A 22,749-nucleotide genomic window follows, 5' to 3' on the forward strand; every position below is an offset into this window, starting at 1 on the left:
ACGACGTCATGACACTCACGTTCCCCGAGAACCAACAGGCCGCGGCCCTGGCCGCGTTCGGTCTCTTCAGCCCCGAACAGGCGAGGCGCATCTTCGACCGCTCCCAGGGATCGGGGTTCGAGCCCCGTATCGTCGAGGTCGCCCCGCGCACGTGGTTCATCCAGCCCGGCATGGTGAACGTCGCGCTGTTCGAGACGGACGAGGGCCTCCTCCTCGTCGACTGCGGGTGCGCCGGCGACGGACCGGCGCTGCTGCAGGCGGTGCGTTCGGTCAGCGACAAGCCGCTGCACACCGTGGTCTACACCCACGGGCACAGCGACCACGCCTTCGGCCTGTGGGCGTTCCTCGACGCCGGAGAGCGTCCCCGGATCGTCGCGCACCGCGCGCTGCCCGCCCACTTCGAGCGCTACGTCAAGACATCGGGCCTGAATGCCCGGATCAACGGCCAGCAGCCCGGCGCGGCCGGAAAGGCCTGGCCCGACGCCCGCGAGGACTTCGTCTGGCCCACGCGGCTGTTCGACGACCGCCTCGAACTGACCCTTGGCGGCGAGCAGTTCGTCGTACGCCATGGCAAGGGCGAGACCGACGACGCCGCCTGGGTGTGGGCCCCCGAGCGCGGCGTCATCGCCGCCGGCGACCTGGTCACCGGCTACCTCCCCAACGCCGGCAACCCCAAGAAGGTCCAGCGGTACGCCGAGGAATGGGCCGACGCGGCCGAGGAGATGGCCGCGCTGCGCCCCTCGGTAATCATCCCCGGCCACGGTGACCCGGCCACCGGGACGGAAGCCGTCGCCGACGAGCTCATCTCGCTCGCCCGCTACCTGCGGATCATCGTCGACCACACCCTGACCGGGCTCAACGACGGCGTCCTGCCCGACGAGATCGTGGCCACCCTGGCGATCCCCGAGGACCTGCGCAACCACCCCCGGCTGCCCGCGATCTACGACAAGCCCGAGTTCATCTGCCGCAACGTCATCCGTCGCTACTCCGGCTGGTGGGACGGCTTCCCCTCCCACCTGCTGCCCTCCTCGCAGGACGCACAGGCCGCCGAAGTGGCGCGCCTGGCTGGGGGAGTGGCCACACTGGTGGAGCGAGCCCGCACCCTGGCCGGCACGGACCTGCGACTGGCTTGCCATGTCGCGGAGTGGGCCTTCCTCGCCGACCGGTCCGACAAGGCCGCCCAGGCCTGCTACCGCGAGGTGCTGGAGGCCCGGGCCCAGGTCGAGCCCTCGCTGATGGCCCAGGTGAACCTCCGGATCAGCGCCCGCTGGGTGCGTAGCGCGGGTGTTGAAGCATGAGCCCCCGCCCGAACGTCGTCGTCCTGCTCGACGACGTCGGCTTCGGCGCTCCCGGTACGTTCGGTGGCCCGGTGGACACTCCGACGCTCGACGCATTGGCCGCTCAGGGGCTGCGTTACAACCGCTTCCACACCACCGCGATCTGCTCGCCGACCCGCGCGTCTCTGCTGACCGGCCGTGACCCGCACGTGACAGGCGTGCCCGGACTCCTACGCGCAGTACCCCGCCGGGTGGGCGATGACCGCGCCCTTCCAGTGGATGAAGCAGATCGCCTCCCACCTCGGCGGCACCCACAACCCGATGGTGCTCACCTGGCCCGCCGACATCACCGACCGCGGAGCCATCCGCGAGCAGTTCACCCACGTCAACGATCTGGCACCGAAGATTCTCGAACTCGCCGGGATCGCCCAGCCCGACACGGTGGAGGGGGTGGCCCCGCTACCGATGGACGGCACTTGCCTGGCCTACTCCTTCGCCGACCCCGAGGCACCCGAGCGGCACGAGACGCAGTACTTCGAGGTGAACGGGCACCGGTCGATCTATCACCGGGGCTGGATGGCCTCGGCCCACCACGGCGGGGTGTCGTGGACGGTGGGCCGCCCCGGGACGCCCCGACTGTTCGAGGACGACGAGTGGGAGCTCTACGAACTGCGCTCCGACCTCAGCCAGGTGCACGACCTCGTGCAACAGGAACCCGAGCGGCTGGCCGAACTGACCGCGCTCGTCACCGAGCACGCCGAACGGGTCGGGATCCTGCCCCTCCACGACGCCCGGGTCTCGCGCACCCCGATGCCCAACCTGGTCGAGGACCGCACCAGCTTCACCTTCCACGCCGGCACCGTCGGAATCCCGGAGAGCCAGGCCCCGCGCATGGTGGGCCGCTCCTGGCACCTGCGCGCCGTCCTGGACGTGGGGGAGGGCACCGCGCAAGGGGCCGTCGCCTCGATGGGTGGGCGCGCCGCGGGCTGGGCCCTGTGGCTCGCCCGGACGGCCGGCCTGTGCTGACCTACCGCACTTTCGAGATAGCCGAACTCGTGCTCACCGGAACGCCGTTGGCGCCCGGGCGGCACCAGGTCGAGGTGGTCCTGCGGTACGACGGGGGCGGACGCGGTCGGGGCGCCACGATCGGCCTCGTGGTCGACGGGAAGACGGCCGAGGACGGCCGCGTCGTCGCGACCCCGCCGACGGTCTTCTCCATCGACGAGACCTTCGATATCGGCCTCAACATCGGTTCCCCGGTCGGCGATTACCCGGTGATCAACCTGTTCCGGGGCGGGACCGTCGCGCGCGTCGACATCGAACTCGACGGCTGACCGGGATCACCGGACCGTGCTGCTCCCCTCCCGGCCCGCCGGGAGGGGAGCGGTCCGGAGCCCACGGCCGCACCCGCGAGGCGGCGCGACCTGACCGGTCAGCCGTCGATCCCCGGCGGCGCGTTCGCGATGGGGGACGCCTTCGGCGAGGGCCGCCCCGAGGCCGGCGAGTGGCCGGTGCACCAGGTCACGCTGCCCGGCCTTTGCCTGGACGCCACCGCCGTGACCAACGAACAGTTCGCCGCAGCAGCTGCGGGCACCGGGCACATCACCGGCGCCGAGGAGTTCGGTGCCTCCGCCGTCTTCCACCTCGCCCACCGCGGTCCCGCCAGGGAGGTCGCCGGGCGGGTCGACGGAGCCCCGTGGTGGCTGGTCGCAGAGGGAGCGGGCCGGCGCCGGACGGCTTCGACTCCGCCGACCGGCCGGACCATCCGCTTGTCCACGTCTCCTGGCGCGATGCGATGGCGTACGCCGCGTGGGCCGGCTAGCGACTGTCCACCGAGGCCGAGTGGGAGGCCGCCGGTATCGTCCGGCCAGCGGCACCCGGCGGGTCATGCGCCGCGGGTCTTCCCTGTGCAACGCGTCCTACTGCCACCGCCATCGGGTCGCTGCACGCTCCGCGAACACCCCGGACTCCACCGCCGGAGACACCGGATTCCGATGCGTGAGAAATGCTGGACACCAAACCGCCCTCCCGGCCAGTGGGATGCGTCATGTGCGGGCCTCGGGGGCACTTTTAGCGTCTTCACTTCAGGCATGGACCCAACGGAGTTGCCCCACCGCGCGCCACCTATTCACCGGAGGGACACAGTGAAGCGAGCAGCACGAGTCAGGACTCGCCTCGTGGTCGCGCTGACGGCCGGCATGATGGTCACGTCAGCGTGCTCGTCGCCCTCGGGTGACGACGCCAAGCCGGCCGCCGAGCACGGCCGCTACCCGTTCGGGCTGGTGGGGGAGCAGTCGTCGGGTGGCGACGCGGTCAAAGGCGACACCCTCACCATCGCCGACTACTCCGAGCCGCGCAGCCTGGACCCGAGCAAGACGGTCTTCAACGGCGCGTCCGGCGGAAGCGCCTTGGCGGCGGTCTACGACACCCTGATGTGGTGTGAGCCGGAGAGGAGCGAGTACGTCCCGTGGCTCGCGAAGTCACTGACCGCCGGCCCAGTACGACTCGGCGTCGGTTCTGAACGCGTCCGGCTACAAGAACCCCGAGATGGACAAGCTCCTCGCCCGGCTGCAGGCCGAGACGGACGAGGCGGAGACCCCAGAAGATCCTCGACGCCATCCAGACCCGCTGGAACGAGGACGTCCCCGCGGTCGGCATGGGTGCCACAGCCATCCTGAGCCCACCAGGTGGCCTGCCACCACGTCGTCCGCTGACCCATACAGACAGGCATAGCCATGGATGCTCCCGATGTCCTCACCCCCACACCGGACCGTCGCGAAGATTGCCCTGAGGTCGTCCCCCCTGAGAGTGTCGCCATCTCGGCGCGGACGGTGCAGGTACTCGTCGTACACCGGCGTGTTCGACCCGACCGGGATGCCGGCCATGTCCGTGCCGTTCAGGACGACGCCCGACGGCCTGCCGCGCGGGGTGCAGTTCGCGTGCGACCTTGGTGCGGAGCCGGTGCTGCTCGGCCTGGCTGCGCAGCTCGAGGAGGCCGCCCCGTGGCCACGGACCTTCCGGTGACCGGTGGCTGACCTGCTCCTCGCCGCCGCCTCGTTCGGTGTCTTCCTGTTCGCCGCGCTCGCCCAGGCGGTGACGGGCTTCGGCTCCGCCCTGGTCGCCGTACCCCTCCTTACGCTCGCGGTCGACCCGGTGACCGCGGTGGTCGCCAGCACCACGGTCGGTCTGGTGCTCACCGCCGGTTCCTGGCGACACGAGCGGCTCCACGCGGATGCTGTGCAGGTCCGGCGCCTCACCCTTGCCGGGGTGCTCGGCATGCCGCTCGGTCTGGTAGCGCTGGCGCTCTGCGACGAGCACACCCTCACGCGGCTGATCGGTGGTGTGCTGCTGGCTCTGGTCGGGCTGCTATCGCTCGGTGTGCGCCTTCCCGAGGGAGGCGCCACGGCGTGGACAGCCGGTGTCGTCAGCGGTGGGCTCCTTACCTCGACCGGCATGAACGGCCCCCCGCTGGTGCTGGCCCTGCAAGGGCTCGAGCCGCGCCGCTACCGGGCAACGCTGCAGGCGGTGTTCTGCGGACAGGACGCGGTTGCGGTCGCCGCCTTCATCGCCATGGGGCACCTTTCCACGGGTGTGCTGCTCCTGACGGCGACGGGTGTGCTGGGCCTGCCGCTGGGTTGGGCGATCGGTGACCGCGTCTTCCGGCGCGTCCCGGCGGAACGCTTCCGGCTGATCGTGCTCGGCGGGCTCACTGTCACCGCGGTTACGGTGCTGGCCGGTGGCCTCTAGCCGGGTCCTCCGCGCACCGTGAGGCAGCGGATTCTGCGGTGCATCGGACAACGAGTGACGAGTCGGCCGACTGGGTCGTCGTGGCGGTTCTGGCACGCCTGAGGGTAAACGCGTCCCTACTGCAGACGTTCATCCGGTCGGCGATCCCGGACCTCCCGCGGCTCCTCGACACCGACCCGGCGGGGCGCGTCGTGGGTGCTGCTCGCGGCGCCGCGGCGATGCCGGTTGGTGGACGACTCGGGACATCGCCGGCAAGCGCCGGCTCTTGGGCGCGTCTCTGCTGGCTCTCGGCCTCGGGGCCATCACCTGCGCGCTCGACGGCTCGCTCGAGCTCGTCGTCCTCGGCCGGGCGCTGCAGGGAGTCGGCATCGGCGTCGTACCGTTCGTGCTCAGCATCCTGCGCGGCGTCCTCCCGCCCGCGCGAGTGCCCGCGGGCGCCGCCACGATCAGCGCGATGCTGGGCATCGGCGGGGTGGTGGCCCTGCCGCTCGGCGCCGTCCTGATCGATCACCACAGCTGGTGTTCGATGTTTTGGGTCTCTGCCGCCCTGGGCGTGGCCTGCCTGACGTGGTGTCCGACGCGGTCGTCCGTTTGGTAGTGCAGCGCTGAGTTGTTGGACTGTCCCGCGGCGCGGTTGATGTCGCGCAGGTTCGCCTGCTCCATACCCTGCGCCGCGAAGACCTTAGTGGTGGCATCGAGCAGGCGCTCCCTGGTGGCTGTCGCGTCTCGTGCCATGCCGGAATTCTAAAGGTGTAGGGGGTGGTCCCCGTGCGCCGCCGGGGTCGGACGGAGTCGCGGTGGGGCGCTTCCTACCTGTGCCATGCGTCGTACTGCGACCGCTACGGGGTGGCCGTCAGGTCTGCCAGCACCCCCGAGTCGGCATCGGGAAACCTCGGATTCCGGTGCGCCCAACAGTGCTGCCGCCGGTTCCTCGTGAGCGAGATGCGTTAAAGGTTGTATTCACCCTGATTCCGGCGTGACTGTACTCCCCGTTTGCCAGCCACGTCGGCGGACGGTGTGCTGGCAGGCAGGGTCACCCGGCAGTGCCCTGACCCGGCGCCGGCGCGGAGGGCAGCCGGCCGGAGCACCCTGAAGTCGCCGATCTGGATCTGCATGTCGAACTCCCGGCGGCTCAGCCGCCAACCGTTCTCGGTGCGCACCCATCGGTCGTCGTACTCACCCATGCACTCGAAGGACTTGCCCTGCATGCTCTCGGCCCCTACGTGATGGACACGCGCGTAGCTGAGACTCCGGGCACGGTCGCCCTCAATGGTCAACCGCTCGTTGCCGAGCAGGTGCTGGGTCGGGCCGCAGCCGCCGAGGTGGTCCTGCATGATGGCCAGAATCTCGTCGACCCCTGTCCTGCCGTACCCCGTCCCGTCGGGGGTGAAGGTGTCCCGGATGGTGTCCCAGTCGCGGGCGTCGATGGCACTCTGCAACCGGTGGAGCTGTTCGAGTACAGCCACTCGATCATGCGCCGAACCCTCATCGGCTGCCTCCGTGCTCTCCAACTGCCGCAGCCTGCGCTCCAGCAGGGTCAGTCGCTCGTCGATGCCGCTCATGGGGGTGCGAACCGCTGCCGGTTTGCTGCACTGAAGTGAGTTGTAGTGAGCGGGAGTGAGTTCTGTCGGCGGGTTCGTGGGGTGGGAACGGAGGTTCTGGGGCCGAATGGGTGACCTTGGCGGCTGCTGCTCGTTGGGCTGGATGGCAGGTGCCCGGCCTGGTGGGAGGAGGTGACGCGGTGGGTGGTGTGCGGGAGTTGGCCGGGTCCTTCGTGGTGCCGGGGCCTTGCGGGGTGGCGGTCCGGGACCGGCTCAAGCACCTCACTCCCCGGGACGAGGAAGTCCTGCGCGCGGTCGGTGAGCATCAGGGCCGTCTGGCTTCGCGTGATCTCAAGGCGCGCTGTGCGGATGGGGTGGAGCACGGCGCGGACAGCTGGGCGTTGCGTAAGCGGGACCTGACGCCGCTGTCGTCTTCGCGGATCGCGGGTGCGATCACCAAGGCCACGCATGACCAGTGGGCGCTGGCGCGCCGTTGCCAGGCAGCGCACATCCAGACGCTGGAGGCCGGGATCAGGACGCTGCGGCACCGCCTGTCCCTCCGAATCGGTGAACCCGGAACGAAGCGGGCCGCGGGGGGCTACCGCTCCCGGGGTGAGTGGTTCCGCAAGTCCCGCCGTCTCGCTGCACTGGAGGCGCGGCATGCGGCCGTTGTCGCCGACCGGCAGGCCGGACGGGTCCGGGTGGTGCGGGGCGGCAGACGTCTGCTCAACACCCGCAACCACCTCGCCGAGGCCCGGCTCACCGAAGGACAGTGGCGGCAACGGTGGGAGGCGGAGCGCTGGTTCATCGTGGCTGATGGTGAGTCGGGGAAGCGGTTCGGGAACGAGACGATCCGCGTCACCCCGGACGGCGAAGTGTCCATCAAGCTGCCCGTCCCGCTCGCGCACCTGGCCAACGCCGGGCACGGCCGGTACATCCTCACCACCCGTATCGGCTTCGAGCACCGGGGCCACGAGTGGGCCGACCGCATCACCGCGAACCGGGCCGTCGCCTACCGCATCCACCTGAACGTGGACCGTGGCCGCTGGTACCTCACCGCATCCTGGCAACGCCCCGCCGTGAAGACCATCCCGCTGGAGGCCGCCCGCGCCCGGGGCATGATCGGGGTCGATACCAATGCCGATCACTTCGCCGCCTACCGGCTCGACCGGCACGGCAACCCCGTCGGCGGGCCCCGGCGGTTCTTCTACGACCTGTCCGGCACCGCCGGTCACCGCGATGCACAGATCCGCCACGCGCTGACCCGCCTGATCAACTGGGCCAGGCAGGTCGGTGTCGCCGCGATCGGCATCGAGGACCTCGACTTCACCACCGAGAAGACCCGCGAGAAACACGGCCGCCGCAAAAGGTTCCGGCAGCTCATCTCCGGCATCCCGACCGGCAGGCTCAAGGCCCGGCTCGTCTCCATGGCCGCCGAACAGGGCCTCGCGATCACCGCGGTCGACCCCGCCTACACCTCCCAGTGGGGTGCCCAGCACTGGCAGAAACCGCTGACCACCTCCCACCGCAAAATGTCCCGTCACGATGCCGCCGGTATCGCGATCGGACGACGCGCCCTTGGACACCCGGTCCGGCGTCGGACGGCACCGCCCCCGCACGACCGGAGTGATCGTGCGGGGCATCGGACCGCCCAGGCCGGACCAGGCACCCGAGGACGTGAGGGAACCCGCCCACCCACCACGGACCGGCCCCCTGGAGGGCCGTCACCGAACGGGACGCGAACGCGGGAACCCAGCGCATCCAACACCGTTCGGGATGCGCCCAGTACGCAGCAGTGGGTCCAGGACTCACTCATGCGCACTGGATAGGAACGGTTCACTCCCTGTTCAGGTCGGTCGGCCCGCGATGTCGCTCGCACCCGTTGCGGCCTTTGTAGTGCGAGGGCGCCACACCGCGCCCGACAGGTCCCGCTCAGCGGGTGACCGTGAGACGCGTTTCTGCTGAACCGACTCCTCGCACGGGCTCTGCCGAACATCCCCGAATCGGCATCAGGGCGGCTCGGACACCGGTGCGCCCCCGCGTCGCCGTCGGCCGCTCCCGGTCAGTGGGATGCGCCACGGCGGCCGGATCTCGCTCACCCTAGCGTCCGCCCCACACCGCACGGTCCCGATCTGCTTTCCGCCCTATACGCCCTGAAAAGGCTCCACGCCCCGCGAAAACCGGAGGAAGAAATGCAGCGAGCATCACGCGTCCGCACCAGTCTCGCCGTCGCCCTCGTCACCGGAGCGATGCTCACCTCGGGGTGCGCCTCCCCGGCGGGCGGGAAGAGCGGCAGCGGCAAGAACACGGCAGCCGAGCGCGGCCGTTACCAGTTCGGGCTCATCGGCAAGCGGCCCGACGCTGGGAAGCCGGTCCGCGGTGGCACGCTGAACTTCGCCGACTACGCCGAGGCCCGCAGCCTCAGCCCGGCGGTCACCTTCGCCACAGGCGCTTCGGGCGGCTCCGCGATGGCGGCCGTCTACGACGTGCTGGTGCGCTACAACACCGAGACGAAGAAGTACGAGCCCTGGCTCGCCCAGTCGCTGGAGAGCAACAAGGACGCCACGACCTGGACGCTCAAGCTCCGCAAGGGCGTCAACTTCTCCGACGGCACGCCGCTGAACGCGAAAGCCGTCGTCGACAGCATCACCTGGTACCAGAAGAACAAGGGCGCGGACACCGCGCTGCTCGCCCCGAACATCGCGGGGATGAAGGCGACCGACGACCTCACCGTCGTCTTCACCATGCGCACCTCCTGGGCCAAGTTCCCCGCCATGCTCGCCCAGGCCGCCGGCATGATCGTGGCCCCGGCCGCCTACGCGGGCAAGGAGTTCAAGCCGATCGGCGCCGGTCCCTTCACGCTCGACCGGTATGCGCCCCAGGAGGAGATGGTCCTCAAGGCCAACACGAAGTACTGGAAGGGCAGGCCGCACCTCGACGCGCTCCGGTTCTACTGGCCGCAGTCGGACGAGGCCAAGCTCGACGCCCTCAACGACGGCTCCGCGGACGTGACCTACATGCGCGGCCCCGACGTGGTCGACAAGGCCGTCAGGCAGGGCCACCCGGGCGAGTTGACGCTGACCGCCATGGGCAATGTGATCAACATCAACAGCCGTGCGGAACGCCCCGGGCACGACGTCCGGGTGCGCAAGGCGATCGCCCTGGCCCTCGACCCGCAACTCGACGCCCAGCGGAGCTACAACGGCAAGGGCCTTCCGGGCAAGGAGTTGTTCCCGCCCGAGTCGCAGTGGCACTCGACGGTCAAGCCCCTCGGCGTCGACCTCGACGAGGCGAAGAAGCTTGTGACGGAGGCGAAGAGGGACGGTTTCGACGGCACCGTCAGCTACATGGACGGCACGGATCCCGTCTCCCGGGCCAAGGCGGTCACCCTCAAGGCCATGCTCGAACGCGTCGGGTTCACCGTGAAGCTCGACCTCGAGGCCTCGATCGCGGACCGGGTGAAGAAGACCTACGTCGACCACGACTTCGACCTCAGCCGCGGCGCACTCAGCGTCTCCGAGGGCAACCCGTACCACCGCCTCCAGAACGCCCTGAACTCGAAGAGCTTCGGGAACCCCGGAAGCTATGCCGACCCGAAGATGGACGAACTGCTCGCGGAGCTGCACGCCGCGGTGACCGACGAGCAGACGCAGAAGGCCCTCGACGGCATCCAGACCCTCGTCAACGAGACGGTGCCGCTGGCGAATCTGGGCGCCAGCGCAGGCTTCACGGCCTGGGGCAAGAACGTGCACGGCATCGCACCCACCGAGGAGTACATGGCGCTGTTCGGAGAGGCCTGGATCAGCAAGTGATCCCCACACCCCGGCGGCGGGCGGGCCGCCGCGAGGCCACGACGGCCTTCCGGCCCGCCCGCACCACCGATGCACCGGCCGACGACGGCCGGACCTGGCCCGGAGCACGGTCCGTGACCGGGCGACGGCCACGGGGTCCCGGTCACCGGGACGCGTCCCGGCCCGGTCACCGGGACGCCCCTAGCGTCACCTCGATGTGGAGCGGCTCTCATCGGCCCGTCCGCAGGCACCACGCAGATCAGGAGGAAGCATGAGTCTTGCCGCGGTGTACAGGCTGGCACTGAGGGCCGCCGAGCTGGTGGGCGTACTGCTCATGGTGAGCATCGGGGTCTTCTCCCTGGTGACCCTGCTGCCCGGTGACCCCGCGGTCGACATTCTCGGAGCTGGGCACCCGCCTTCGGCCTACGCCGATCTGCGCCATGAGCTCGGCCTCGACCAGCCGCTCCTCACCCGCTACTTCGACTGGCTGGGCGGTGTCCTCCACGGAGACCTGGGCCGGTCGGTCGTACCGCCGCAGAGCGAGGTGGCCTCCCGGGTGCTCTCCGCGCTGCCCGTGAGCGTCGAGATCGCGGTGCTGGGGCTGCTGAGCGCGCTCGTCGTCGCCGTCCCGCTGGCCATGTGGTCGGCCTACCGCGAAGGCGGCCGGGCCGACCGGATCATCAGCGCCGGTACGTTCGGCGTGTTGTCGGTGCCCAGCTTCCTGGCCGGACTCCTGCTGGTCCTGGTGATGGTCACCTCGCTCGGCTGGTTCCCGCGGTCCGAATGGGTGCGGCTGGGCGACGGGGACCTGTTGGGTAATCTGCACCACGCCTTTCTCCCGGCACTGACCGTCGCCCTGGCGGAGCTCGCGATGTTCACCCGGGTCCTGCGCGGGGACCTGATCGTCACACTGCGCGAGGAGTACATCCTCGCGGCCCGGGCCAAGGGGATGGCACCGCTGCGCATCCTGGTCTCCGACGCCCTGCGTCCCTCGTCGTTCTCCCTGGTGACCCTGCTCGGCCTGAGCCTGGGCCGGCTGATCGGCAGCACTGTGATCGTGGAGTACCTCTTCGCCCTGCCCGGCATGGGGTCCCTCGTGGTCAACGCCGCGAACCAGGGGGACTACCCGATGGTGCAGGGTGCCGTACTCGTCATCGCCGCCATCTACGTGGTGATCAACGCCGGTATCGACTTCTCCTACGGCTATCTCGACCCGAGGACGCGACGTGTCCATGTCTGACATCGCTCCGCGCAGGCGGACCGCCTTCCCGCTGCCCCTGCTGACTGCGGTGGTGCTCGTCGTCATCGGCCTCGGCCTGACGGTGTTCGGCGCCACGACCACCACACTGATCGCACCCGTGAAGGCGGCGCTGGCGCTGGCAGGCATCGGCCTCCTGCTGAACGGTGTCTCACGCCTGGGCAAGGCCTGGGCCGGGCCCGGATTCGACGTGGTGTTCTGGTCCGCCGCGAGCTGGCTCGTGCTGCTCGGCCTGGCGATCCTGATCAGCCCCTGGCTGCCGCTCGCCGAGGACCGGGACGTGGCTGCTACCGTCACCGAACCGACCTTCGCGACCCCGGCGTTCACCGGACCCCACCCGCTCGGCACCAATGGCTTCGGGCTCGACCTGCTCGCCCAGTCCCTCTATGGCGCCCGGTCCTCGCTGCTCATCTCCCTGTCCGCGGTCCTCGTCGGAACCGTCGTCGGCGCCGTGATCGGGCTGGTGGCCGGCTACTTCCAGAAGACGGTGGACCGGGTGGTCGGCATCGCGACGAACTCGCTGCTCGCCGTGCCCCCGCTCATCCTGCTCATCGCGCTGGCGACCGTGCTGGAGCCGAGCGTGCGCAACGTCGCGCTCTCCCTGGCCCTGCTCACCGTCCCGGGCATGGTGCGGCTCAGCCGCGCCACCACGGTGGCCTATACCAACAGGGAGTTCGTGATCGCGGCCCGCGCGATGGGCGCGAAGCATTCGCGGATCATGGTGCGCGAGCTGCTGCCCAACGTGCTGCTGCCGATCATGTCCCTGGCCATCGTGATGATCTCGGTCCTGATCGTCGCCGAGGCATCCCTCAGCTTCCTCGGACTGGGCATCCAGCCGCCCGAGCCGACCTGGGGAAACATGATCGCCGAGGGTGAGGGGCACGTCTTCGAGGACCATCCGCACATCGTGCTGGTGCCCGGGGCCTTTCTGTTCCTCACCGTTTTCGCCTTCAACATCGTCGGTGAGAAGGCTCGCCGGCGGTGGGACCCCCGGAGCGTGAAGCTGTGACCACCCCACCCCTCCTCGACGTCACCGACCTGCGCACGGTCTTCCACACCCCCCGCGGAGAGGTGCGGGCCGTGGACGGCGTCTCACTGTCCCTGTCCCCGGGGGAGACCCTCGGCATCGTCGGGGAGTCCGGATCGGGCAAGTCCGTCCTCGGACGCACCGTCATGGGCCTGATCAGCAACGGGCCCGGCACCTCGGTCTCCGGATCCGTGCTCATCGGAGGCAAGGACGTCCACGCGCTCACGCCGCAGCGGCGGCGCGGTCTGTGGGGCACCGAGGTGGCCATGGTCTTCCAGGACCCGATGACATCGCTGAACCCGGTGAAGAAGGTCGGCACGCACCTGTCCGAGAGCGTGCGCCTCCACCTCGGCCTGAGCCGCGCCGAGGCCCGGGACCGGGCCGTCGACCTGCTCCGGCAGGTCGGCATCCCCGAACCGTCCCGGCGGGCCGGGCAGTACCCGCACGAACTCTCGGGCGGCATGCGGCAGCGGGTCGTCATCGCGATGGCGCTGGCCTGCGGTCCGCGCCTGCTCATCGCCGACGAGCCGACCACGGCGCTCGACGTCACGGTCCAGAAGCAGATCCTCGACCTGCTGCAGGCGCTCGGCGAGCAGCTGAGCATGGCGACGATCCTGATCAGCCACGACCTCGGCACCGTCGCCGGACGGGCGGACCGGGTCGCGGTGATGTACGCCGGCCGCATCGTCGAGCACTCCGACACCGCGTCGGTGTTCGACAGCCCCCGGCACCCGTACAGCCAGGCCCTGATCGCCTCGATCCCGCAGCTGGACACGCCCCCGCACACGCTGTTGCCGACCATCGAGGGCCGGCCCCCGAACCTGTTGTGTCCGCCGGCCGGCTGCCGCTTCGCCGCCCGGTGCGGCTTCGCCACCGACCAGTGCGCGGACGAGGCCCCCGAACTCGTCCCGCACAAGAGCGCCGACGGCGTCGTCGCCTGCCACTACCCGCTGGGTGTTGCCACTGCCGAGGAGGCCCCGGTATGACCGCGAACGGTGCCGTCGCAGAGACGCCGCGGAGGCGTGCGCTCACCGCCGAGAACCTGGTCGTGGAGTTCCCCGTCGGCGGCGGCCGGAAGGTGCACGCCGTCTCCGGAGTCAGCCTCGAACTGGCGGCGGGGGAGACGCTGGGGATCCTCGGCGAGTCCGGCTGCGGCAAATCCACCGTCGGCCGCGCCCTGATCCAGCTACCGCCCCCCGATTCGGGCACCGTCAGCCTCGGTGACGTCCGGCTCGGCGGGCTGCGGCCGGAGGAACTGCGCAAGGCGCGGGCGCGGATGCAGATCATCATGCAGGACCCGGTTTCCGCGCTGAACCCGCGCCGGAAGGTGAAGGACCTGGTGTGGGAGGGCCCCGCCATCTGGGGACACGACGGATCCGACAAGGACGCCGGGGTCGATGAGGCGCTGCGGGCCGTCGGACTGGATCCGGAGACCGTGCGGGACCGCCGTCCCCACGAGCTCTCCGGCGGACAGTGCCAGCGGGTGTGCATCGCCCGCGCGCTGATGCTGGACCCGGAGGTCCTGATCTGCGATGAACCCGTCTCCAGCCTGGACGTGTCCGTGCAGGCCCAGATCCTCAACCTGCTGGAAACGACCACCCGGCGCCACGGTCTGAGCATGGTGTTCATCGCCCACGACGTCTCCGTCGTGAAGAACATCAGCGACCGGGTGATGGTGATGTACCTCGGCAGGACGTGCGAGGTCCTGCCGTCGGACGGAATGCACCTGGAAGCCGTCCACCCCTACACCCGCCTTCTGCTCGCGTCCCTTCCCGAGGCCCAGCGCAGCGCCCACACCGACGACGCGGTCGAGGTGAAGGCGGCGGCCGAGTTGCCCTCGCCGCTCGACCCGCCATCGGGTTGCCGGTTCCGCACCCGGTGTCCGCTCGCCACCGGCCTGTGCGCGGACGAGGTGCCCCGGCTGCGGGAGATCGGGCCGGGGCACCGGGTCGCCTGCCACCACGTCGAGTCAAGGAGGAACACCAAGTGACGAACACCGAGGCCCCCGAGGTCCTCGCCCCCGCCACCCTGGGGCCGGTCCAGCTGCGCAACCGGATCATCAAGGCCGCGACGTACGAAGGTCTCAGCCACAAGTCCCTGGTCACGCGGGACCTGGTGGACTTCCACGTCGCCTACGCCCGCGGCGGCGTCGGCATGACGACCGTGGCCTACTGCGCGGTCGCCCGGGAAGGACGCACCGACCGGCACCAGATCCACTGGACCGACGAGGCGATGCCCGGCCTGCGCAAGCTCACCGACGCGGTGCACGCCGAGGGCGCCGCGGTCTCGGCCCAGATCGGCCACGGCGGTCCCGTCGCCAGCCCCAAGGGGAACGGCCTGCCGGCCCTGGCACCGACGAAGCACTTCCACGCCACGACGCTGAGCTGGGCCAAGGAGACGACGCTCGACGACATCTCGCGCATCACCGAGGCCCACGCCGAGGCCGCCCGCCGCGCCATCCAGGCCGGTTTCGACGCCGTCGAGGTGCACCTGGGCCACAACTACCTCGCCAGCTCGTTCCTCAGCCCCCGGATCAACAAGCGCACGGACACCTACGGCGGGAACCTGGAGAACCGCGCCCGGTTCGCCCGGGAGATCATGCGGGCGGTCCGCGACGCGGTCGGCGACCGCATCGCGATCATCGCCAAGATGAACATGGACGACGGCGTGCCCGGCGGATTCTGGCTCGACGAGGCGATCCCGGTGGCCCAGTGGCTCGAACAGGACGGAACCGTCGACGCCCTGGAGATGACCGCCGGCAGCTCGCTGCTCAACCCGATGTACCTCTTCAAGGGCGACGCACCGCTCAAGGAGTTCGCCGACGTCATGCCGCAGCCGATCAAGCTCGGCGTCAAGCTGGTCGGCAAGCAGAAGCTGCGCAGCTACCCGTACACCGACGCCTATCTGCTGGAGGACGCCCGCCAGATCCGGGCCGCGGTGAAACTGCCGATGATCCTGCTCGGCGGAATCACCGGCAAGCCGGTCATGGACCTCGCGATGCGGGAGGGCTTCGAGTTCGTGGCGATGGCCCGGGCACTGCTGCGGGAGCCCGATCTGGTGAACCGGATCCAGGCCGACGCCACCACCCCGTCCCTGTGCATCCACTGCAACAAGTGCATGCCGACCAACTTCACCGGCACCCGCTGCGTCCTGGTCGACCGCAGCACCACCCGGCGTCAGGACTGGGGCCGGCCCGCCGGTTACGTGTCCTGAGGCGCGCCGCCCGGGGACGGGCGTCCTGACCAGCGAGCGCGAGAGCTCGGACAACACAGCTGAGGAGGGGCCGATGACCGGCAGTTGGGACGCCGTGGGGACCGCAGCGGCGGTCAGGAGCGGCGACGTGGACGCCCGCGCCGTGGTGGAGGACGCGATCGCCCGCATCGAGCGGCTCAACCCCGAGTACAACGCGGTGATACACACCCGGTTCGACCGGGCCCTGGAGGAGGTCGACGCGGGGTTGCCCGACGGGCCGCTGCGCGGCGTACCGGTCCTGATCAAGGATCTCGGCACGGACGTCGCCGGCCTGCCCTCGACCGGCGGCAGCCGCCTCTTCGCCGAGGGCCTCGCCGCCCGCGACAGCGAGCTCGTGGCCCGCTACCGGCGCGCCGGGATGGTCGTGCTCGGCACCACGAACACCCCCGAACTGGGGCTCAACGCCAGTACCGAGCCGGCGCTGTTCGGCCCGACCCGCAATCCGTGGAGCACCGCCCATTCGCCGGGCGGCTCCAGCGGCGGGTCGGCCGCCGCGGTGGCCTCGGGAATGGTCCCGGTCGCGCACGCCAGCGACGGCGGAGGGTCCATCCGCATCCCGTCGGCGGCCTGCGGTCTGTTCGGTCTCAAGCCCAGCCGCGGCCGGGTGTCCCCCGCACCGCGGCCCACCACGCTGTCGGGGCTGGTCTCCGCGCATCACGCCGTCACCACCACAGTGCGGGACAGCGCCCTGCTCCTCGACATCGCAACGGGACCGCTCCCGGGGGACGCCTACGCCGCCCCCACGCCCGCGGACTCCTTCGCCGCCCTCGCACGGCGGGAGCCCGGACGTCTGCGGATCGGACTGGTCACTGCCCTGCCGGACGGCCCCGAGGTGCATGCGGAGTCGGCCGCCGCGGCGATCGCGGCGGCCCGGCTGTGCGAGAGCCTCGGACACGAGGTGGAGGAGGCCACGGCCGCCTACCGGCCGGGGGACGTCGCCGCTGCATCGGCCGTGGTGATGAACAGCAACCTGGTTGCGCAGATCGACGCCCGTCTTGAGCAGCTCGGCCGCCCGCTGGCCGACGACGACCTCGAACCGTTCACGCGGGTGATCTACGACACCTACCGGGCCCTCACCGCCACGGACGTCAGCCGGGCCCTCGGGCGCATGCAGGAGATCGGCTGGGCGGTCGGCGCTGCGTTCACGACGTACGACGTGCTGTTGAGCCCGACGCTCGCCCGGCCGACGCCCCTGCTCGGCACGCTCGACACGGGCCGGCCGGAATCGATCTACGAACACGCCTCGGTCTACTCCGCGTTCACCAGCGTCCACAACGTCACCGGCATGCCCGCGATGTCCGTCCCGCTCGGCCGGGACGGCGACGGGCTGCCGCTGGGCGTCCAGTTCGCCACCGACCTCGGGGGCGAGGGGCTCCTGCTCTCCCTGGCCGCGCAACTGGAACAGGCCGCGCCCTGGGCGGCGACGTGGGTCCAGGAGGGACCGCTCACCTGACGCCCCGAAGACGGCCTTCCGGGTGAGTCGTTCTGCCGGCTGGGGATGCCGCCGAGGACGGTGCCCCGGTCCACGAGTTCCACGAGTCGGGTCAGACGCCGGGCTGCTCGGCGGTGATCGCCAGCACGAGGGTGTTCTCGCTCTGCTTCCTGGGGAATCCCGAGGCGATGACGGACTCCTTCGCGGCCCGACGTTGTTGACGTACTGGCCGGTGTTCCAGCCGCTGACGAAGATCTGCCCCCGCTACTTGTCCGCACTACGCCGAGATCCCGCGAGGGGCGTTTCCGACCGAGTCGATCAGCGGTGCGAATCCGGCATAGGTGGGGGCGGGTTTGGGCGATCCCCACACCTGCTGCGAGAAGGACCGCAGCCAGGGGCGGACGCTGTCCGACACCTCCTGCTCTGTCTGGAAGCCGGGGTTGTCGCACCAGATGGACAAGTGGGCCCCGGACACGGGGGCGTCGGCGGGGAGCTGCGTGTCCTTCGTCGGCCTGCGCAGGAACGTCCGCGGAGTCCACAGGTCGTAGATGCCCTGTGCCGACTTCGTTTCGGTCTCGTGCTGCTACCCAGGCGTGAGAATGAAGTACACGTGGTCGCCGGGGCCGTTGACGACGTCGTATCCGGCCCGCATGTAGTCCTCGACCGACGGGTCGGCGGTGTTCCAGCGGATCCAGACCTCGACCTGCACGCGGCGGTCGATGTCGACGACACCCTGTCCGGGATGAATATGGTCGTTCCACATCTCGGAGGTGGCTGGCGGTCGGGTCGAGGACGAGCGTCAGTCGGAAGCAGCGGCCTGGGCACGCGGCCGTGGAGGATGGCGTTGGCGGAGAGTTCCGCGACGACGACGTCGGCATGATCCGTGAGGTCCTGCGGGGCACCCCAGGACCGCAGCTCGGTCAGGCGAGGAGCCGGTCGAGCCGGGTGCCGCGCCGCGTGGATGACAGCAGTTGTGTGAAGGTGCTGGTTAGGTGGCCGACTTGGGGTGTTACGTGGTTCATGACGCCAGGGTGACGGTCGGGTGTGGGTGGGGACGAGTGCGGTGCTCCGTACGCATAGTCATCTTACGGGCACTCAGAGTGGACAGTGCGCCGGATCTTCCGTCACGCTGGGTGGTGAGCGCGGGACGGCGTAAGGGGCCGTCGGGGCGCGGTACGGAGAGAGGGGCGGCGGATGGACATTGTCGAAGGGGAGGCGGCTGGGGGTGTTGGCGCGCGGGTAGTTCCGGCGGGGGAGTGGGAGCGGGAGCCTCACCCGTCCGACAGTCTGCGCACGTTCGGCGCCTTCGTCCAGGCGCTGCGTGAACACGCGGGGCTGAGCCGGGTCGACCTCGGCGCCCGGGTTCAGTACTCCAAACACACGGTGGAGTCGGTGGAGTTGGGCCGTCGGATGCCGGACGAGGGTTTTGTGGAGCGCGCGGAGGAAGCGCTCGGCAATACCGGTGCGCTGCGGAAGGCCGCCCGCCATCTCACCCGAGGTGAGGCGGGCCTCGCGGCGTGGTTCCGGCGGTGGGCGCGGCTGGAGCGGGAAGCGGTGAGCCTGTGCACCTACGAGTGCCGGCTGGTCCCGGGGTTGTTGCAGTCGGAGGCGTACGCGCGGGCGGTGTTCGAGGGCACGATCCCGCTGCGGACGGACGAGGAGCTGGAGGTGCAGCTCGCGGCGCGAATGGAGCGGCAGGTGATGATGCGGGAACGACCGACCGTGCCGTTCAGCTTCATCGTCGAGGAGCACGTGTTCCGGCGGCGGTTCGGCGATGTGGAGGCGATGCGCGAGCTGTTCGATCATGTCCTGGAGCGCAGTGCCCCGCGCAATGTGACGCTTCAGGTGGTTCCGCTGGAGGCGGGGCTGCATGCTTGTCTGGATGGGCCGGTGCAGGTGCTGGAGACCCCGGAGGGGCGGCGGCTCGGCTACTCGGAGGGGCAAAAGAACGGGCGCCTGATCTCCGATCCCAAAGAGGTGAGTGTGCTCTGCCAGCGCTATGAAACACTGCGCTCGCAGGCCCTGAGCCCGAACGATCCGTGGACCTGCTGGAGCGACTGCGAGGAGAGCTATGAGCAGCTGTACGACGGAACTCGCCTGGTTCAAGTCCAGCTACAGCGGCAGTGAGGGCGACAGCTGCGTGGAGGTCGCGATCGCCGAACAGGCCGTCCACGTAAGGGACTCCAAGGACGTAACCCAGCCAGCCTTCGCGGTTGGCCGTGAAGGCTGGGGACAGTTCGTGCGGTTCGCGACGGAGCGCTGAGCGACTTGAGGGCGTGCCGTCTGCTGGAGCAGCGTTCGGCACGCCCTCACCGCGTTCGGGAGCCCGTGGTCTCATCCGTGGGGCCGTAGCCGATGGCCGCGCGGTTGATGAAACGGTCACCGAGGTCGTGAACAAGTGCGGGCTTCGGCTTCTGCTCCGCGCTTTTCGCTGTGGCCTTCTTCGAGGCAGGCTTCTGAACGGCACACCGAAGCGCGACCACGTCCAAAGCAGCAACTTGCAGCGTGGTGGTCCCGGTGCGGGCGGCCGGCGACTGACGTACATCCCCGTACAGCGGCGGCGGCTTCGGGGCGGCCGGGCGCTGTGGTTCCTGCCGGGCCGGGGACCTGTGTGGCTGGGGGTGGCGCCCGGGGGCTTCGACAGGATGGGGGTGCCCGAGCTATCGCCCGTGCCCTGCCCGCCGGGCGTGGCCGCCCTCCGGCAGCCGGAGGGCATGTTCCCTTTCGCTTCGGCGCCGCCACACGTGCCGCGGGACGGTACGAGCTGCCAAGCGATCACGCTCACCGCGCCGACCGCCGCCCCGTGAGGAACGTGCGCCCACGGCGCCGGGCCCGGAGCGCTCCGGGGGCGCGGGGGCCGCGGACTTGCCGTCGATCTTTTGGCCAAGCGTGTCCAACGCCCGTCGCACGACGTCGAGGGGGTCCTTGGTGCTGGTTTTTCGCCGAGCCGGTCAGCGCCCCGGTGCGGGCGGCCTACCTGGCGGGTGTCAGGTGATGCTTGGCGGCGGAGACGACATGGTGATGGGTCGCCCGAGCGCACTCGTGCCAGAACGGTTTGGCGGTCAGGTATGCGCCGAGCACGGAAAGGATGCCGAAGGAGACATCCACACTGAGGCGCCCTTGTTTGGCCCAGTAGACGTCTTGCAGATCGAGGAGCAAGGCGAATTCGTCGGCGATGAGGGCGGTCCCTGCGCCGTAGGCAGCGGCGACGGCCGGGTGGCCGACGGCGCGCTCGTCGCCGCGTACGGCGATGATGCCAATGCCGGCAAGGGTGCCGATGCCGAAGTTGTAGTGGTGCAGGTGTTGACCGCCGGCGGAGATGTTCCCCCAGGGCAGCCATCCGCCGCGAATGCCGTGGGTAATGGTCCGCACGGTTCCCCACGTGACGCCGAAGGCGATCCACGTCACAATCAGTGATCTTTTCGTGGGGGTGAGGTGCTGGTTTGCCGATTCGCGCCAGCGTGCGATGAGCGGCGGCCGGGACCGGTTCAGCTCTTGGGACGTGTCAGTGACCACGAGGGTGACCTCCGGGGTTCGGCGCAACGAGGTCCGCGTTCTGCTGCGTGGCATCGCCGACCGGAGTGGATGAATCCGCCGCGACGGGAGAAGGACGAACTGCACCTCCCACTCAAACGCCGTTGCGGTGCAGCTCAATGAAAAGCCCACGTCATTCAAGGCGGCGACTCAAACGCTCCAATCGAGTGAACTGCGGTGGGTTCTCGCATTGTCGTCGGGTGGTGACTGTTGGTGATCCCTGCTGTATGCCGGTGGTATGCGCGTACCGCCCACAGCTCCCGCCGCGACCCCGTCCCCGACTAGCCGCTCGGCAGGCAGAAGACGTTCGCCGGGAGCAGCATCCGACAGAGCAGGGGCAGGCAGGGGTCCAGAGCCCAACGGCGGCGCACAGTCACCCGGAGATCATCTCCCGCCCAGGTGTGGGTTTGCAGACGTCGCACGCTGTGGCCCACCCGTGCTGGACAAAGATCGCGGCCTCTTTATCGCTGGCCCGGGCGAGGCGCCCTTCGGCGGCCCAGCAATCGGCCCTGTGAAGGACGAGGGCGCGCTGATTAGCCGGACTTCTTCATTAGCGCTGGTCAACGGCTTGGGCGTGGAGAGTGTAGCGGGCTGGAATGGGGGTGGGGCGGTCTTTGCCGGGCCGTCCCACGAACGTGTGACCGCGCTGCTTGTAGTGGCAGCGGCGGGCGCGTGCTTGGTGGCGGCGACGCCAGTGAGACCACGTCATCGCGTGGTCGCGGTCTGGAGGCGGTGGGGTCCAACTGCCAGCAGACGTCGAATCTCAGCCGGTGTGAGGTCCACGAGGCCGGGTGTGTCCCGCTCGGTTCCCCCTTTTGTCGTTCCTGGGCGGCCAGGACGGCGAGGAAAGCGTGCGCGAGCATGGCGAGGGTGATGTGCCGGTACCAGCCCACGTAGCGGCGGACTTCGTACTGGTCCAGGCCGCATTCGTTCTTCGCGCTCTGGAAGCATTCCTCGACCTTCCAGCGGCAGTCGACGATGCGTACGAGGTCGGCGACGGTGGCTTCCAGGGGTCCGCTGGCGAGGTAGTGGGCGATCTCGTCGGGTCTGGCGATGCTGCGGCGGGCCAGCATCCAGCGCTGCCGGGTGGGCTCGTCGCCGTCGAACTCCCACACGGCCGGCTGGCGGGCAGCGGCCCAGTCGTAGAAACGCTCGCCCTTCGCGCCACTTCCTGCGGACAGCCGCTGCCAGGCTTCGGGCGGGGCCTGGCCGATGAGAAAGTCGATGCGCGGGCCGTGGACCTGCTGGGACTTCGGGACGGCCACGACGTAGGAAAGCTGGTGGCCTTCGAGGAAGCGACGGAAGTGGGAGTCCTGGCCGCAGGCGGAGTCCGCGGTGACCCAGCCGATGGGCAGGAGTGAGGCAAGGGCCCGCAGGATCATGGCCCTCGCCAGTTCGCCCTTGGTGGCGAAGACGCGGTCGTCAGGAGGCCTACGCATCGCCGATGTGGGCCCGGTCGTGGTTGCCGCGCATGACGAAGTAGTCCTGGCGGTAGTCCCCGAAGCGGGTGAGCAGCCGGCCCGCGCGGCTCAGGTCCACGGGCAGGGCCTCCGCGGAGATGTCGCCGGCCGCGAGCAGGTAACGGGCGCCGGCTGCCTTGACGTCGTCCACCAGCGATTCGAGCATGACCTCCGGGTAGGGCGGCAGACCAGGCGCCTGTGTGATGCCGATGTACTGCGGCGACCCACCGACCAGACCGGCCTGTGTCTCGCCCATGTGCAGGTCGTTGCACAGCGCGATGGAGAACAGGAAGCGGCCGCTCGGCGGCTCGGGCGTGGTGAAGGAGAAGGTGCCCGTGGTGCCAAGACCGGTGCCGTCGGTGCCCACGGCATTGCCGTTGACGAGTGTGAAGGGGGTGGGGGAGGCAAGCTTGCCGTTGGAGCGCGCTTG

At 70.0% G+C, this 22,749-nt stretch carries 21 protein-coding genes and 5 pseudogenes; 18 read left to right on the forward strand and 8 right to left on the reverse strand.

Annotated elements, in window-relative coordinates; all coding sequences use genetic code 11:
• Positions 1–8: 8 nt before the first annotated feature.
• The 8 genes and pseudogenes from OG395_RS49165 (at position 9) to OG395_RS49210 (ending at position 5,622) form a co-directional block, all read left to right on the forward strand.
• Positions 9–1,298, forward strand: coding sequence for an MBL fold metallo-hydrolase (locus tag OG395_RS49165; protein ID WP_327248715.1), 1,290 nt, complete (start codon positions 9–11; stop codon positions 1,296–1,298).
• Positions 1,295–1,438 (forward strand): annotated as a pseudogene (locus OG395_RS49170) (sulfatase-like hydrolase/transferase); the annotation flags it as partial. The gene OG395_RS49165 and the pseudogene OG395_RS49170, both read left to right, overlap by 4 nt.
• 97 nt (positions 1,439–1,535) lie before the next feature.
• On the forward strand, positions 1,536–2,303 hold the full coding sequence (locus OG395_RS49175; protein WP_327248716.1) for a sulfatase-like hydrolase/transferase: 768 nt from the start codon (positions 1,536–1,538) through the stop codon (positions 2,301–2,303).
• Entirely contained in the window at positions 2,297–2,611 is a 315-nt protein-coding gene (locus OG395_RS49180) for a hypothetical protein (RefSeq protein ID WP_327249783.1), read from the forward strand. Before OG395_RS49175 ends, OG395_RS49180 begins: the two co-directional genes overlap by 7 nt.
• Positions 2,612–2,740: 129 nt before the next feature.
• A pseudogene (locus tag OG395_RS59115) lies at positions 2,741–3,278 on the forward strand (formylglycine-generating enzyme family protein); the annotation flags it as partial.
• Between the two features lie 882 nt (positions 3,279–4,160).
• A complete protein-coding gene (locus tag OG395_RS49200; RefSeq protein WP_327248719.1) occupies positions 4,161–4,301 on the forward strand; it encodes a hypothetical protein in 141 nt (46 codons plus the stop codon).
• A 3-nt stretch (positions 4,302–4,304) separates the two neighbouring features.
• On the forward strand, positions 4,305–5,024 hold the full coding sequence (locus OG395_RS49205; RefSeq protein ID WP_327248720.1) for a sulfite exporter TauE/SafE family protein: 720 nt from the start codon (positions 4,305–4,307) through the stop codon (positions 5,022–5,024).
• 70 nt (positions 5,025–5,094) lie between these two features.
• The gene (locus tag OG395_RS49210) at positions 5,095–5,622 is read left to right on the forward strand and encodes an MFS transporter (protein WP_327249706.1); all 528 of its coding nucleotides are present in this window, start codon (positions 5,095–5,097) and stop codon (positions 5,620–5,622) included.
• Here the strand turns inward: OG395_RS49210 and OG395_RS58725 are convergent.
• Both OG395_RS58725 and OG395_RS49215 read right to left on the reverse strand, forming a co-directional pair.
• The gene (locus OG395_RS58725; RefSeq protein WP_442818698.1) at positions 5,532–5,759 is read right to left on the reverse strand and encodes a TetR family transcriptional regulator; all 228 of its coding nucleotides are present in this window, start codon (positions 5,757–5,759) and stop codon (positions 5,532–5,534) included. The two genes, OG395_RS49210 and OG395_RS58725, sit on opposite strands and share 91 nt — an antisense overlap.
• 212 nt (positions 5,760–5,971) lie before the next feature.
• Positions 5,972–6,586 carry a nuclear transport factor 2 family protein gene (locus OG395_RS49215; RefSeq protein ID WP_327248721.1) on the reverse strand — a complete coding sequence of 205 codons (615 nt, stop codon included), beginning with the start codon at positions 6,584–6,586 and terminating at the stop codon, positions 5,972–5,974.
• 179 nt (positions 6,587–6,765) lie between these two features.
• Between OG395_RS49215 and OG395_RS49220 the strand changes: the two genes are divergently transcribed.
• The 8 genes from OG395_RS49220 (at position 6,766) to OG395_RS49255 (ending at position 17,346) form a co-directional block, all read left to right on the forward strand.
• Positions 6,766–8,394: a transposase gene (locus OG395_RS49220; protein WP_327248722.1), complete on the forward strand. Its 1,629-nt coding sequence runs from the start codon at positions 6,766–6,768 to the stop codon at positions 8,392–8,394.
• A gap of 363 nt (positions 8,395–8,757) precedes the next feature.
• Positions 8,758–10,377 carry an ABC transporter substrate-binding protein gene (locus tag OG395_RS49225; protein WP_327248723.1) on the forward strand — a complete coding sequence of 540 codons (1,620 nt, stop codon included), beginning with the start codon at positions 8,758–8,760 and terminating at the stop codon, positions 10,375–10,377.
• Positions 10,378–10,627: 250 nt separating this feature from the next.
• Positions 10,628–11,596 (forward strand): ABC transporter permease, encoded by a 969-nt coding sequence (locus OG395_RS49230; RefSeq protein ID WP_327248724.1) that lies wholly within the window; start codon positions 10,628–10,630, stop codon positions 11,594–11,596.
• Positions 11,589–12,623: an ABC transporter permease gene (locus OG395_RS49235; protein ID WP_327248725.1), complete on the forward strand. Its 1,035-nt coding sequence runs from the start codon at positions 11,589–11,591 to the stop codon at positions 12,621–12,623. Before OG395_RS49230 ends, OG395_RS49235 begins: the two co-directional genes overlap by 8 nt.
• The gene (locus OG395_RS49240) at positions 12,620–13,627 is read left to right on the forward strand and encodes an ABC transporter ATP-binding protein (protein ID WP_327248726.1); all 1,008 of its coding nucleotides are present in this window, start codon (positions 12,620–12,622) and stop codon (positions 13,625–13,627) included. The genes OG395_RS49235 and OG395_RS49240 overlap by 4 nt, the downstream gene beginning before the upstream one ends.
• Entirely contained in the window at positions 13,624–14,631 is a 1,008-nt protein-coding gene (locus tag OG395_RS49245; RefSeq protein WP_327248727.1) for an ABC transporter ATP-binding protein, read from the forward strand. Before OG395_RS49240 ends, OG395_RS49245 begins: the two co-directional genes overlap by 4 nt.
• Complete coding sequence (locus OG395_RS49250; RefSeq protein ID WP_327248728.1) at positions 14,628–15,854, forward strand: NADH:flavin oxidoreductase; 1,227 nt, start codon at positions 14,628–14,630, stop codon at positions 15,852–15,854. The genes OG395_RS49245 and OG395_RS49250 overlap by 4 nt, the downstream gene beginning before the upstream one ends.
• 73 nt (positions 15,855–15,927) lie before the next feature.
• Positions 15,928–17,346 (forward strand): amidase, encoded by a 1,419-nt coding sequence (locus OG395_RS49255; protein ID WP_327248729.1) that lies wholly within the window; start codon positions 15,928–15,930, stop codon positions 17,344–17,346.
• 256 nt (positions 17,347–17,602) lie between these two features.
• On the opposite strand, the gene OG395_RS49260 is transcribed toward OG395_RS49255, so the two are convergent.
• Both OG395_RS49260 and OG395_RS49265 read right to left on the reverse strand, forming a co-directional pair.
• Positions 17,603–17,800 (reverse strand): hypothetical protein, encoded by a 198-nt coding sequence (locus tag OG395_RS49260; protein ID WP_327248730.1) that lies wholly within the window; start codon positions 17,798–17,800, stop codon positions 17,603–17,605.
• A gap of 108 nt (positions 17,801–17,908) precedes the next feature.
• Complete coding sequence (locus tag OG395_RS49265; protein ID WP_327248731.1) at positions 17,909–18,088, reverse strand: hypothetical protein; 180 nt, start codon at positions 18,086–18,088, stop codon at positions 17,909–17,911.
• A gap of 431 nt (positions 18,089–18,519) precedes the next feature.
• Here OG395_RS49265 and OG395_RS49275 point away from each other — a divergent pair.
• Both OG395_RS49275 and OG395_RS49280 read left to right on the forward strand, forming a co-directional pair.
• Positions 18,520–19,400, forward strand: a pseudogene (locus OG395_RS49275) (helix-turn-helix domain-containing protein).
• Positions 19,397–19,588, forward strand: a complete 192-nt coding sequence (locus OG395_RS49280; RefSeq protein WP_327248732.1) for a DUF397 domain-containing protein — start codon at positions 19,397–19,399, stop codon at positions 19,586–19,588. Before OG395_RS49275 ends, OG395_RS49280 begins: the two are co-directional and overlap by 4 nt.
• Positions 19,589–20,298: 710 nt before the next feature.
• On the opposite strand, the gene OG395_RS49285 is transcribed toward OG395_RS49280, so the two are convergent.
• From OG395_RS49285 to OG395_RS58735, 4 genes and pseudogenes are all read right to left on the reverse strand, one after another.
• The gene (locus OG395_RS49285) at positions 20,299–20,841 is read right to left on the reverse strand and encodes a hypothetical protein (RefSeq protein ID WP_327248733.1); all 543 of its coding nucleotides are present in this window, start codon (positions 20,839–20,841) and stop codon (positions 20,299–20,301) included.
• A gap of 391 nt (positions 20,842–21,232) precedes the next feature.
• Positions 21,233–21,385: pseudogene (locus OG395_RS58730) on the reverse strand (DUF6233 domain-containing protein); the annotation flags it as partial.
• 199 nt (positions 21,386–21,584) lie between these two features.
• Positions 21,585–22,292, reverse strand: a pseudogene (locus OG395_RS49290) (IS701 family transposase); the annotation flags it as partial.
• Positions 22,291–22,575, reverse strand: coding sequence for a hypothetical protein (locus OG395_RS58735; RefSeq protein ID WP_442818805.1), 285 nt, complete (start codon positions 22,573–22,575; stop codon positions 22,291–22,293). The pseudogene OG395_RS49290 and the gene OG395_RS58735, both read right to left, overlap by 2 nt.
• Positions 22,576–22,749 lie beyond the last annotated feature (174 nt).

Source organism: Streptomyces sp. NBC_01320 (assembly GCF_035974375.1).
GTDB lineage: Bacteria > Actinomycetota > Actinomycetes > Streptomycetales > Streptomycetaceae > Streptomyces > Streptomyces yanii.

Excerpts from the sequence above, each read along its gene's own strand:
- OG395_RS49225 (WP_327248723.1), top strand. The coding sequence starts at position 8,758 with ATGCAGCGAGCATCACGCGTCCGCACCAGTCTCGCCGTCGCCCTCGTC.
- OG395_RS49235 (WP_327248725.1), top strand. The coding sequence starts at position 11,589 with ATGTCTGACATCGCTCCGCGCAGGCGGACCGCCTTCCCGCTGCCCCTG.
- OG395_RS58735 (WP_442818805.1), bottom strand. The coding sequence starts at position 22,575 with ATGGGCGAGACACAGGCCGGTCTGGTCGGTGGGTCGCCGCAGTACATC.
- OG395_RS49280 (WP_327248732.1), top strand. The coding sequence starts at position 19,397 with ATGAGCAGCTGTACGACGGAACTCGCCTGGTTCAAGTCCAGCTACAGC.
- OG395_RS49200 (WP_327248719.1), top strand. The coding sequence starts at position 4,161 with ATGTCCGTGCCGTTCAGGACGACGCCCGACGGCCTGCCGCGCGGGGTG.
- OG395_RS49175 (WP_327248716.1), top strand. The coding sequence starts at position 1,536 with ATGACCGCGCCCTTCCAGTGGATGAAGCAGATCGCCTCCCACCTCGGC.
- OG395_RS49165 (WP_327248715.1), top strand. The coding sequence starts at position 9 with ATGACACTCACGTTCCCCGAGAACCAACAGGCCGCGGCCCTGGCCGCG.
- OG395_RS49245 (WP_327248727.1), top strand. The coding sequence starts at position 13,624 with ATGACCGCGAACGGTGCCGTCGCAGAGACGCCGCGGAGGCGTGCGCTC.
- OG395_RS58725 (WP_442818698.1), bottom strand. The coding sequence starts at position 5,759 with ATGGCACGAGACGCGACAGCCACCAGGGAGCGCCTGCTCGATGCCACC.
- OG395_RS49255 (WP_327248729.1), top strand. The coding sequence starts at position 15,928 with ATGACCGGCAGTTGGGACGCCGTGGGGACCGCAGCGGCGGTCAGGAGC.
- OG395_RS49230 (WP_327248724.1), top strand. The coding sequence starts at position 10,628 with ATGAGTCTTGCCGCGGTGTACAGGCTGGCACTGAGGGCCGCCGAGCTG.
- OG395_RS49215 (WP_327248721.1), bottom strand. The coding sequence starts at position 6,586 with ATGAGCGGCATCGACGAGCGACTGACCCTGCTGGAGCGCAGGCTGCGG.
- OG395_RS49265 (WP_327248731.1), bottom strand. The coding sequence starts at position 18,088 with ATGTGGAACGACCATATTCATCCCGGACAGGGTGTCGTCGACATCGAC.